The sequence below is a fragment of the Streptomyces sp. NPDC001868 genome (assembly GCF_040297125.1).
In the GTDB taxonomy this organism is placed as follows: Bacteria; Actinomycetota; Actinomycetes; order Streptomycetales; family Streptomycetaceae; genus Streptomyces.
In genome coordinates, this window is sequence record NZ_JBEOYO010000012.1 from 114,528 (window position 1) to 126,729 (window position 12,202).

At 72.5% G+C, this 12,202-nt stretch carries 7 protein-coding genes; 3 read left to right on the top strand and 4 right to left on the bottom strand.

What is annotated here, in order from left to right; all coding sequences use genetic code 11:
* Positions 1–82 precede the first annotated feature (82 nt).
* Both ABT147_RS16880 and ABT147_RS16885 read right to left on the bottom strand, forming a co-directional pair.
* The gene (locus ABT147_RS16880) at positions 83–2,662 is read right to left on the bottom strand and encodes an ABC transporter permease (RefSeq protein WP_351406547.1); all 2,580 of its coding nucleotides are present in this window, start codon (positions 2,660–2,662) and stop codon (positions 83–85) included.
* A complete protein-coding gene (locus ABT147_RS16885; RefSeq protein WP_351406549.1) occupies positions 2,659–3,447 on the bottom strand; it encodes an ABC transporter ATP-binding protein in 789 nt (262 codons plus the stop codon). The genes ABT147_RS16880 and ABT147_RS16885 overlap by 4 nt, the downstream gene beginning before the upstream one ends.
* Before the next feature lie 451 nt (positions 3,448–3,898).
* On the opposite strand from ABT147_RS16885, the gene ABT147_RS16890 reads away from it, so the two are divergent.
* From ABT147_RS16890 to ABT147_RS16900, 3 genes are all read left to right on the top strand, one after another.
* A complete protein-coding gene (locus ABT147_RS16890) occupies positions 3,899–5,407 on the top strand; it encodes an MFS transporter (RefSeq protein WP_351406743.1) in 1,509 nt (502 codons plus the stop codon).
* A 189-nt stretch (positions 5,408–5,596) separates the two neighbouring features.
* Positions 5,597–6,088, top strand: coding sequence for a DUF485 domain-containing protein (locus ABT147_RS16895; RefSeq protein WP_351406551.1), 492 nt, complete (start codon positions 5,597–5,599; stop codon positions 6,086–6,088).
* Between the two features lie 116 nt (positions 6,089–6,204).
* Complete coding sequence (locus tag ABT147_RS16900; protein ID WP_351406746.1) at positions 6,205–7,794, top strand: sodium/solute symporter; 1,590 nt, start codon at positions 6,205–6,207, stop codon at positions 7,792–7,794.
* A gap of 269 nt (positions 7,795–8,063) precedes the next feature.
* Here the strand turns inward: ABT147_RS16900 and ABT147_RS16905 are convergent, their stop codons facing one another.
* Both ABT147_RS16905 and ABT147_RS16910 read right to left on the bottom strand, forming a co-directional pair.
* Entirely contained in the window at positions 8,064–8,939 is an 876-nt protein-coding gene (locus tag ABT147_RS16905; RefSeq protein WP_351406554.1) for a cellulose-binding protein, read from the bottom strand.
* A 223-nt stretch (positions 8,940–9,162) separates the two neighbouring features.
* Complete coding sequence (locus ABT147_RS16910) at positions 9,163–12,201, bottom strand: SUKH-4 family immunity protein (protein WP_351406556.1); 3,039 nt, start codon at positions 12,199–12,201, stop codon at positions 9,163–9,165.
* Between the last annotated feature and the right edge of the window lies 1 nt (position 12,202).

Genomic DNA, 12,202 nt, shown 5'->3' on the forward strand with positions numbered 1-12,202 from the left:
CGGCGCCGGGCTCTCCCCCGGTTTCCCCCGTGTCCCCGTTCCCCCGTGTCCCCCGTGTCCCCCGTCTCGGTGGCCTCCGTGGCTACTCGGTGGCGATCGCGTTCAGGACGTTCATCCGGCCCGCCCGGAACGCCGGGACCAGCGCGGCGAACAGGCCCACGAAGGCCGAGCCGATGAAGACGCCGATGATCGTCGGCCACGGGATGTCGAGGACCTTCAGGCCCTCCAGGGCGAGGAGCTGCTGCGCGGTGGCGCCCCAGCCCATGCCCAGCCCCAGGCCGAGGAGTGCGCCGAAGAGGGCGATGACGACCGACTCCAGGCGGATCATGCGGCGCAGCTGGCGGCGGGAGAGGCCGATGGCGCGCATCAGGCCGATCTCCCTCGTCCGCTCGACGACCGACAGGGCCAGTGTGTTCACGACTCCCAGGATCGCGACGATGATCGCCAGGGCGAGCAGGCCGTAGATCATGTTGAGGAGCTGGTCGATCTGGCCCTTCAGGGCTTCCTTGTAGTCGGTCTGGTCGCGGACCTCGTACTGCGGGTAGTCGTGCAGCGCGTCCTTGAGGGACTTGTACGCGGCCGCGTCCTGGCCCTCCTTCGCCGAGGCGAAGAGCAGCTGGTCGAGTGGCATCTTGTCGGCGGGGACGTACTTGGCCATCGTGTCGATGGAGGTGTACATCGCCCCGGCGTCGATGACGACGTCGCTGCTGGTGATCGCGCGGACGGTCAGGTCGGCCGTGGAGCCGTCCTTGAAGTCGACGGCGATCTTCGAGCCGAGCTCGACGCCGTGGTCCTTGGCGAACTTCTCGTGGACGGACATCGAGTCGGGCTTGTAGGCGTCCGCCAACTTGCCCGCGACGACCTCGGTGGCGAGGTCGGTGGCGTAGCTCGGGTCGGCGGCGGTGATGGCCGTCTTCTTGAGCGTCTTGCCGTCGGGGGTGGTGAAGTCGGCCTGGGTCCACTTGTACTCGGTGACGTTCGCGATGCCCTCGGCGGACTTCGCGGCCTGGACTGCCTGCGGGGTGATCAGCTGGCCGGTGTCGGACTGGATGATGAAGTCCGTGCCGACCGTCTTGTCGAGCTGCTCGGTGGCCGAGGCGACCATGGAGGAGCCGACGACCGACAGACAGGCGACCAGGGCGAGGCCGATCATCAGGGCGGCGCCGGTGGCCCCCGTACGGCGGGGGTTGCGCAGGGCGTTGCGCTCGGCCATGCGTCCGACCGGGCCGAAGGCCCGCAGGACGACCGCGCCCAGCACCCGCACCACCGCGCCGGCGAGCAGCGGGCCGATGACGACGAAGCCGATGAGGGAAAGGACGACCCCGCCGCCCAGCCACATCGAGCCCTCGCTCGCCTTGTCGGCGGCGGACGCCAGGTACAGGAGGAACCCGCCGGCGCCGGTCAGGAGCAGACCGATCACGGCCCGGACGATGCCGGCCTTGGCGTCCAGCGGGGCTCCGGCGTCGCGCAGGGCGGCCATCGGGGAGACCTTGCCGGCGCGCCGGGCCGGCACGTACGCGGCGAGGACGGTGACGACGATGCCGAGGAGCAGACCGACCGCCGGGGTGGTCCAGGCGATGGTGAGGTCGTCGGTCGACAGGTTCATGCCGGTGGCGCTCATCAGCTTCATCAGGCCGATGGCGAGCCCGACACCGCCGGCGACACCGAGGATCGAGCCGAAGACGCCCAGGAGCAGCGCCTCGACGAGGACCGACCGGTTGACCTGGCGGCGGCTGGAGCCGATGGCCCGCATGAGGCCGATCTCGCGGGTCCGCTGGGCGACCAGCATCGAGAAGGTGTTGATGATCAGGAAGATGCCGACGAGGAAGGCGATCCCGGCGAAGCCGAGCATCGCGTACTTCATCACGTTCATGAACTCGCCGACGTCCTTGGCGTTGGCGTCCGCGATCTCCTTGGCGGTCTGCACCTTGTAGGCGCCGCCCAGTTCGCCGGCGACGTTCTTCTTCACCTGCGCGTCCGTGAAGCCGGCGGCGGCGGTGATGTTGACGTTGGTGTACACGCCCGTCTCGCCGACGAGGGCCTTCTGGGCGGTCGCGGTGTCGAGGTAGAAGATCGCGGCGCCCGGGTTGGTGACCTGGAACTCGGCGATGCCGGAGACCTTCGCCCGGTGCGTGCCGACGGCGCTGATCACACCGATCTCGTCGCCGAGCTTCAGGTCGTGCTTGTCGGCGGTGTCCGCGTCGACCACGATCTGGTCGGGGCCGCGCGGGGCGTTGCCGGACGAGATCTTCATGGTGCGGGCGTCGTTGGTGTTCCAGTTGCCGACGATGGTCGGGGCGCCGCTGGTGGGCGAGAGGCTGTCCTTGTCGGCGTCGACGACCGTCACCGAGGTCGAGAAGACGGTGCCCTCGGCCGACTTCACACCGTCCGCGCCGCCCACCTTGTCCACCACCGACGCGGGCATGACCGGCGGCTTGCCGTTGTCGGACTGTGTCTCGCCGCTGTCCGAGGCGCCCTTGGCGCTGACCGTGACATCGGAGGAGGTCGCCGCGAACAGCTTGTCGAACGTGGTGCCCATCGTGTCGGTGAAGACCAGGGTCCCCGTCACGAACGCCACCGACAGCATGACCGCGATGGCCGACAGCGCCATCCGTCCCTTGTGCGCGAAGAAGTTGCGCATGGAGGTCTTCATGACACTCATGACGTACGCCCCCGGGCGTCGAAGTCCTTCATCCGGTCCAGCACGGCTTCGGCGGTCGGCTTGTACATCTCGTCGACGATGCGGCCGTCGGCCAGGTACAGCACCCGGTCCGCGTACGAGGCGGCCACCGGGTCGTGCGTGACCATGACGATGGTCTGGCCCAGCTCGTCGACCGACCTGCGCAGGAAGCCCAGCACCTCGGCGCCGGCCCGGGAGTCCAGGTTGCCGGTGGGCTCGTCGCCGAAGATGATCTCCGGCCGGGCGGCCAGGGCCCGGGCGACGGCGACGCGCTGCTGCTGACCACCGGAGAGCTGGGTCGGCCGGTGCTTGAGCCGGTCGCTCAGGCCGACGGTGTCGACGACCCGGCCCAGCCACTCCTTGTTCGGCTTGCGGCCCGCGATGTCCATCGGGAGCGTGATGTTCTCTATCGCGTTCAGCGTGGGCAGCAGGTTGAACGCCTGGAAGATGAACCCGATCCGGTCCCGGCGCAGTTGCGTGAGCTTCTTGTCCTTGAGCCCGGTGATCTCGGTGTCGTCGAGGTGGATCTGACCCGAGGTCACGGTGTCGAGTCCGGCGAGGCAGTGCATGAGGGTGGACTTGCCGGACCCCGAGGGGCCCATGATCGCGGTGAACTGGCCCCGCGCGATGTCCACATCCACATGGTCGAGGGCGACGACACGGGTCTCCCCGGACCCGTACGCCTTCACGACCTGCCGCGCCCGCGCGGCAACGGCCGTAGTCCCTCCAGTACCCCCGTGCCTGGTGATGGTCACAGCCGATGTCACGGTATGTCTCCTAAGTCGGGCAGCGGATGGTTCCGTTGCTCGGTGGACGAGCCGTACGAAGCGAGGTGCCGCGTCGTACGAGGTGGTGTGCTGATGAGTCTGGTCCCCGGACGGGGTCCGGCGCGCTGGTGCCCAGCGCAGTCTTCTGCGGGGGAAAACCCCACCCCCGCCGGTCCGGTACACCGCCCCCCAGCGGCGTAAAGCCAGGTTAAGGACGGGAGGTGTCCCGTCTCGTCCTCCGACGGTACGAACCCGCCCCCAGCCGTAGTACGGAGGTACCCCTAAGGGATGTCGCCCCCCGGGAGGAGACGGTCTCGGGGTTCGTCTCCTCCTCCCGCTGCGACCAGGCTGCACCCTGCCGTGGCGTGAGGGTCAATGGCATGGTGGTCGGCGGCGGATAGGTGCAAGGGGAAGGCATTCGGTGGACGGCGAGCAAGTGGGCGGCGATCAGGTGGGCGGCATACGGCCCGCGACACGCGACTCGGTACGGCCCGCCGAAGGGTCCGGCCGCCGAAGAGCCGTCACCGCCGCCCTGATGCTGGCCATGGGGCTGGCCGCGCTGGACTCCACGATCGTCTCGACCGCCGTCCCGCAGATCGTCGCCGACCTCGGCGGCTTCTCGGTCTTCTCCTGGCTCTTCTCGGGCTATCTGCTCGCCGTCACCGTCACCCTCCCCGTCTACGGCAAGCTCTCCGACACCTTCGGCCGCAAGCCGGTCCTCATCGTCGGCGCGGCCCTGTTCCTGCTGGGCTCCCTGCTCTGCGCGCTGGCCTGGAACATGGGCTCCCTGATCGCCTTCCGTGTGGTCCAGGGCCTCGGCGGCGGCGCGCTCCAGGGCACGGTCCAGACGCTGGCGGCCGACCTCTACCCCCTGAAGGAACGCCCCAAGATCCAGTCCAAGCTGTCCACGGTGTGGGCGGTGTCGGCCGTGGCGGGCCCGGGAGTGGGCGGCGTCCTCGCCACCTACGCGGACTGGCGCTGGATCTTCCTCATCAACCTGCCGCTCGGCGCGGCGGCGCTGTGGCTGCTGGTCCGTCATCTGCACGAGCCGCCACGGGAGTCGACGGGCCGCCCGCGCGTCGACTGGGCCGGCGCCCTGACCGTCTTCGCCTGCGGCGGCGCCCTGCTGACGGCGCTGGTCCAGGGCGGAGTGGCCTGGGACTGGTTCTCCTGGCCCTCCCTGTCGCTGCTGGGCACGGGAGTCGCCCTGATCGCCCTGCTGGTGGTGATCGAACGCCGGGCCGCCGAACCGATCATCCCCGGCTGGGTGTGGCGCCGCCGCACGATCGCGGCGGTGAACCTGGCGCTCGGCGCGCTGGGCCTGCTGATGGTCGCGCCGACGGTCTTCCTGGCGACCTACGCCCAGTCGGTGCTGGGCCTTGCGCCGGTGGCCGCCGGTTTCGTGGTCTCGGTCTGGACGCTGAGCTGGCCGGTGTCGGCGGCCCTCAGCCAGCACGTCTACCGCCGCATCGGCTTCCGGAACACGGCGCTGGTGGGCATCGCCGCGGCCGCGGCCCTCCTCTTCGCCTTCCCGTTCCTGCCCTACCCGGGCGAGGCCTGGCAGCCGATGCTGCTGATGCTCCTCCTGGGCGCCGCGCTGGGCCTCTTCCAGCTCCCCCTGATCATCGGCGTCCAGTCGTCGGTGGAGTGGGAGGAGCGCGGCACCGCCACCGCCTCGATCCTCTTCTGCCGCCAGACCGGCCAGACCCTGGGCGCGGCGGTCTTCGGCGCCGTCGCGAACGGTGTCCTGGCCTCCCGCCTCGGCGGCGCGGGCGATCTCGACGCCGTCACCAACTCCCTCGACTCCGGCACGGCCGCCGAGCCGGTCCGCCGCGCGGTCGCGGACGCGGTCCACGCCGTCTACCTCGGCGCGGCGTGCGCGGCGACGGCGGCGTTCGTGGTGCTGCTGGTGGTGGCGCCGCGCAGGTTTCCGGTGCTCGCCGCCGAGCAACGCTCCTGACCCTCGTTCAAAAACCTGAGTTAATCCGGGTAACACCCGAGGTCAGCGCCAGATCCTCCAAGTAAGCGCATACCGACCGATCAGTTTGTGGAAAAGCTCGCTTACCGCCGAACCCACGAGTAGCGTTCGCGTCCGCCCCCCGCTCCCTGCGGTCCACACCGGACCCGAGCCGCGCAAGGAGACAAAGGGATGACCGACGCGTTCCCGTCACCCCCGCACCAGCCCCCGTACCAGCATCCGTACCCACCGCACACCTCGTCCCCCTCGTACCGCACCTACCCCTGGGCACCCCAGGAGCCGGTCGAGATCCCGGCACCCCGGTCCGCCCACCACGCCCCCCACGCCCCCCTCGGCCACCACAGCGACCTCCGCGTCCTGCGGAGCGCGTACCGCTGGCAGCGGCGGGTGGCGACACTGACGGCGCTCGGCTACTTCGTGCTGTTCCTCATCCTGTCGGCGTTCGCCCCGTCGTTCATGACGAGCGAGGTCAGCGGCGGCCTGTCGACGGGCCTGCTGCTCGGCCTGCTCCAGGTACCGGTGACCTGCCTGGCCATCTGGCTGTACGAGTACACCGCGCGCCACCGGGTCGACCCGCTGGCCGACCGCATCCGGGACCTGGCGGCGGTGGACGCGAGGCGGGACGCACGGCAGACGGACGCGGGGCGGGGGACCACCCGATGACATTCCCCCTCTCCCTCATCGCACCCACCGCACCCACCGCACCCACCGCACCCTCGACCTCGACCTCGACCACGGCCGCGGGCGGCCTCGCCGAGTTCAGCGGGTCGGCCCAGGCCATGTCGCTCGTCGGGTTCACGGCGGTCGCCACGATCACGCTGCTGCTGTGCGTGATGACGGGCCCGGACCGGGACGACCTCGACGAGTTCTACACCGGCTACAGCTCGCTCTCCCCCATGCGCAACGGCCTCGCCATCGCGGGCGACTACATCTCGGCGGCGACGGTCCTCGGCACCGGCGGGGTGATCGCCCTCTTCGGCTACGACGGTGTCGTCCTCGCCCTCAGTACGGCCCTGTCCCTGATGCTGCTGATGTTCCTGCTGGCCGAACCCCTGCGGAACGCGGGCCGGTTCACCATGGGCGACGCGCTGGCCCGGCGGATGCCCGGCCGGCGCGTACGCATCACCGCCTGCGTCGTCACGATCGCCGCGCTGATGCCGATGATGCTGGTCCAACTGGCCGGCACCGGCGACCTGTTGGCGTTCATCCTCGGCTTCTCCAGCGACAGCCTGAAGACCGGTGTCGTGGTGATCGTCGGCGCGCTGATGATCGGCTACGCGGCCATCGGCGGGATGAAGGGCACCGCCCTCATCCAGATCATCAAGATCGTGATGCTGCTCGGCTCGGGCGCGCTGGTCGCCGTACTGATCCTGAACAAGTTCGACTGGAACCCCGGCGCCCTGCTCGGCGCGGCGGCCGACCGGAGCGGTATCGGCACCGGCTACCTCCACTCCGGGCTGCAGTTCGCGGGCGGCCCGCACCCCGAACTCGACATGATCAGCGCCCAGTTGACGGTCGTCCTCGGCGGCGCCTGTCTCCCCCACATCACCATGCGCATGTACACGGCGAACAGCGCCCGCCAGGTCCGCCGTTCACTGTCCTGGGCGGTACCCTCGGTCGCCCTCTTCGTCCTGATCATCTCGGTGATCGGCTTCGGCGCGACGGCCCTGATCGGCCGCGAGGTGATCGCGACGGCCGACCCGCAGGGCAACACGGCCTATCTGCTGGGCTCGATGGCGGCGTTCGGCGCGGAGGTGTCCACGGCGGAGACCCTGCTCTTCACCACGGTCACGACGGCGGTCTTCCTGACCCTCCTCGCCTCCGTGGCCGGCATGATCCTCGCCTGCGCCAACTCCCTCGCGCACGACGTCTTCGCGGCCCGCGCCACGCGCCCCCTCACCCCACGCCGTGAGATGACCATCGCCCGGCTCTCGGCCTGCGCGGTCGGCGTCACCGCGATCGTCCTGGCGACGATGGTCCAGCACCGCAACCTCCAGCCCCTGGTCACCCTCTCCTTCTGCCTCGGCGCCTCCGCCATCGCGCCCGCCCTCGTCTACGGCCTCTTCTGGCGCCGCTACACCCGTACGGGCCTGATGTGCACGCTCATCGGCGGCAGCCTCGCCGTCCTCGTCCTGATGACCGGCACCAACCTCGTCTCCGGCTCCCCCTACGCCGCCTTCCCCCGCGCCGACTTCAACTGGTTCCCCTTCACCACGACCGGCCTCGTCTCCATCCCCCTAGGCTTCCTCGCCGGCTGGCTCGGCACGCTCGCCTCCGGCCGCGCCGAGGCGACGGAGCAGCGCCGGCAGTACGAGGCGGTGGAGGGCCGGATCCTGGCGGGCGCGACCAGGGGGGACGGGGGCGCCTGATGACTCGGGGGTGCGGGTTCGTGGGCGACTGCGGCTCCGGTGGGGGCTTCTCGCGCAGTTCCCCGCGCCCCTGAAAAAGCGGGGCTGCGCCCCTGCTTTTTCATCCCACGGCCCCGTCGCTTTCAGACCCGCAGCCCCGTCGCCTTTCAGGCCTGCGGGGCCGTGGTCTTTCAGGCCCGCAGGGGCCTGAAGCTTTTAGGGGCGCGGGGAACTGCGCGAGAAGCCCCACCGGAGCCGCACCCGACGACGCACCCCAAGGACCCCGCACCCTAATCCGTGAGCGCCGACAAACTGTCCCGGATGCAGTCCATCTGCGCCCGAACCCCGTCCCACCTCTCCCCATGCTCCCGCAACACCCTCTCGGTCTCCCGAGCCACCCACTCCTCCCGCCGCCGCGCCTCCGCGAGCGCCTCCGCGGCCCGATCCTCCGCCTCCTCCTGCATCCGCGCCGCCTCGGCCTCCGCCTCCGCGAACCCCCGCTCGGCCTCGGCGAGGGCGGCCTCCGCCCGAGCCACCCGCTCGGCCTGCCCCGCATCGAACGCGGCCTCCCGTTCGGCCACCTCCCGCTCGATGCCGGCCACCCGCTCGTCGTACTCCTTGGCGAGGTCCGCGAGCATCCCCTCGGCCCGCTCCCGCACCTCCCGCAGCGCGGCCAGCGACTCGGCCCGCCCCTCCTTCACCCCGCGCCGGGCCTCGATCCGCAGATCGTCGGCCTCCGCCTGGGCGGCCAGCAGCAGCTGCCGGGCCCGCTCGTCGGCCTCACCGCGTAGCTCGTCGGCGTACGCCTGCGCCGCCCCCCGCAGCCGCTGCCCGGCCTCCTCCGCCTCGGCGACGATCCGCCGGGCGTCCTCGCGTCCGCCCTCACGGACGGCCGCGGCCTCCTCGACGCCGAGGGCGAACAGGTTCCGGGCGCCCTCGCCGAGCGCCTCGTACGTCTGCGGGGTCAGCCCGGCGACCGTCTCGCGCAGCAGGTCGAGTTCCCCGCCCATCTCCCGGGCCAGCACGGTCAGCCGGGCGGCCCGCTCCCACGCGGCGTCCCGGTCCCGTGAGAGGGCCGCCGTGTGGGTGTCGACCTGGTCGGGGTGGTAGCCACGCCGTACGACGTCGAACTCGAAGTCATGGGGTGCCGTCGGTGCGCTGCTCATGCTGGGCCCTCTCCGCCGGACGCACACGAAATGATGATTTCGCGCACATCTTGATGTATAGGGCAGAAGTGTTCATAACGCGACACTCCGTACGGGGGTCACGGGAGGGACGGCGAGTCCGGCGAGCGGGCACACAAAAGGGCCCGGCCCGGTCTCGTACGAGACCGGGCCGGGCCCTTGCGACGTAGGTGCGTACGGCGCGACGGAGGTCAGCCGCGACGGATCACAGCAATCCGTCCCACATCTGCTCCAGCAGCACCGACCACCAGCTCTCCGGCGAGGCGAGCGCCGCCGGGTCGAGGCCGGCGAGCTGGGCCTGGAAGTCGACGGTCCAGCGGCCCGCCTGCTCCTGGTTCAGCCCGAACCGCAGCCGCCACATCCGGCCCAGGAGGGCGAGGCAGCGCGCGAACTCCGGCAGCCCGGTGTTCACGAACTGCGGCGGTACGGGAGCGCCGCCCGGCCCCGCCTCCACGGGCACGGCCACGATGTTCGCCGTGCCGTACTGCACGCACAGCGCCTTGCCGAAGTCGCTGCCCATCACGAGGTACGAGCCCGCGTCGGCCGCCGGCTGCACACCCCGCTCCTGCGCCAGTTCCGCCAGCGTCGGCACCGGACGGCCCGGCTGGGCCTGCGCCCAGAAGAACGGGCCCATGTCGACGGGCAGTCCGGCCACGACCAGTGTGTGCGCCACGATCGGCGGAACGCCCTGCCGCGACACCGCCTGCTGGTCGAACCGGAAGACCCCCGGCCCGAACGCCGCCGCCAGCTCCTGCCCGATCGCCTCCGGCGGGATCGGCGGCGCCGGCTGCACCGGCGGCAACGGCGCCCGCACCGGCGCGAGCCGTGCCGGGCCGTCCGCGACCTGGTGCAACTCGCCCTGGTGCGCGATGAGCTGGGCCATGCCCTGCTGCCGGCTCGCGTGGTCCTTGCCGTAGGGCGCGATGGACGTGATGCGCGCGTTCGGCCACTGCTCACAGATCATCCGCGCGCAGTACGCCCCCGGCAGCTCGCACGACTCCAGCTCGGTGTGCAGCTCCAGCACGGCCTCCGGCGGGATGTTCATCCCGCGCAGCTCGTGGAAGATCTGCCACTCGGGGTGCGGCGTGCCCGGCTGCGAACGCCGGATCACCTGCTGCTCGGAGCCGTCCGGCGCGCGGAACCGCAGGACGGCCTGGTAGCCGGGGCCGACGGTCGGCTGCCCGGTGGGCTGCTGCGGATAGCCGTACGCCGGCGGGGCACCCATCGGCGGCCCGGCCATCGGCCCCGGCTGACCCGGCTGTCCGGGCATCCCGTGGTGACCCCCCGGCGGCATCCCGGGCGGACCGGGCGGCTGCGGCATCCCGGGCGCCCCAGGACCACCGGGCGGCGGACCGGCCAGCATCGTCTCGGCGTGGTGTACGGGACCGGGGGCACCCGGCGGCTGCCCCGGCGCCCCGGGCGCACCCGGACCGCCCACAGCGGGCCCGGCCAGCATCGTCGCCGCATGGTGCACACCACCGGCGGGCGTACCCCCGGGCGGATTCGGCGCACCGGGAGCACCAGGCGCACCGGGGGCGCCAGGCCCACCGGGCTGACCCGGAGCCCCAGGGACACCAGGCGCACCCGGCACCCCAGGACCGCCCGGCTGACCCGGAGCCCCAGGAGGACCCGGCGGCTGAGGCGCACCGGGACCACCCACGGCGGGCCCGGCCAGCATCGTCGCCGCGTGGTGCATGCCACCCGCGGGCGTACCCCCGGGCGGATTCGGCACGCCAGGCGCACCGGGAGCACCGTGCGCGCCGGGCCCACCGGGCTGGCCGGGAGCCCCAGGGACACCGGGCGCACCCGGGGCACCAGGACCGCCCGGCTGACCGGGAGCGCCGGGGAAGCCCTCGGGCCCGTCCGGGCCGAGGGAGGAGACCAGCTGGGTCGGCACATACCCGCCCGCCGGGGTGCCCGGAGCGCCGGGCCCGGACTGTGGCGCAGGCGTGCCGCCGGGACGGGCGCCCGGGGTGCCGGGCGGAGCCGGAGGGGGCGGCGCCCCGGGCCCACCGCCCCGGCGCGGAGGCGGTGCCGCCTTGCTCGTGGCGGCGTCGGCGATGTCACCGGCGTGGGGCGGCAGCGGACGGCCGGGCGGCGGAGTACCGGGACCCTGCGGCCCACCCGGACCCTGCGGGTACCCGTACGACGGCGCACCGGGCGGCGGGGTCCCCGGCCCTTGCGGACCCCCGGGACCCTGCGGGTAGCCGTAGGACTGCGCGCCGGGCGGCGGAGTGCCCGGACCCTGCGGCCCGCCCGGACCCTGCGGATAGCCGTACGACCGCGCACCCGGCGGCGGAGTCCCCGGACCCGGGCCGTGCGGCGGTTGCTGGTGCGGCTGCGAAGGGCCGCCCGGGGGGCCCGGGTCGGGGCTCAGGGTCGGTGCCACCGTCGTCCGCGGCAGTTGGCTGCCGCCGGAGATGAGCGCGGTCTTGGCCTCCGGCAGCGCGCTGGGCGGCGGGGTGTCGTCCTCGTCGCTCACCTCGGACAGCTGGCGAGCGAACACGGTCTCCGGCAGCGGCACCGAACGGTCGTCGCCGCCGTCGCCGTTGGTGTCCGTGCCGGCCCACGGGGTCGCCCCGGCGGGCACCGCGTCGTGCGGCTCGATGTCCCTGGGCGGCACCGCGTCCCGCACCTCGTCGTCCACCGACGCGGCGGCCGGCCACGGCGTGGCGTCGGCCGGGGCCGACTGCCCCACCGGCCCCGGCAGCGTCTCGGGCGTCGTACCACCGCCGCCACCGCCACCGCCGCTCCCGGACAACCCGTTGGCGCCCACGGAGCCGGAACCGCCCGTACCGGCGGCGGCAGCGGCCGGACGGGACCCGGCACCGTCCGACGCACCGGCGCCCGCACCTGAACGACGGTCCGGGATCCCGAGCTTGTCCGCCGCGTCCTGCAACCACTCCGGCGGGGTCAGCAGGAACGACGTCTGGTTCAGATCCACCCGGGCCGGAGGCGCCGGCGCGGCGGCCGGGGCCTCGTCCGTACGGCCGTACTCCTCCTCGAACCGGCGGATCACCTCACCCACCGGCAGCGACGGCCACAGCGTGGCCTCCCCGCTGTCCCGGGCGATGACCAGCCGCTGCGCGCCGCCGTCGGAACGCGGACCGTCCGCCCGGTCCTCGGCCCACACCACGAACCCGAGGTCGAACTCCCGCACCCGCACCTCACGGTGCTGATAGGCCGGCAGATCCCCGTTGATCCACTCCTCGGCGCGCTCCTGCGCCTGAGCGAACGTCACCATC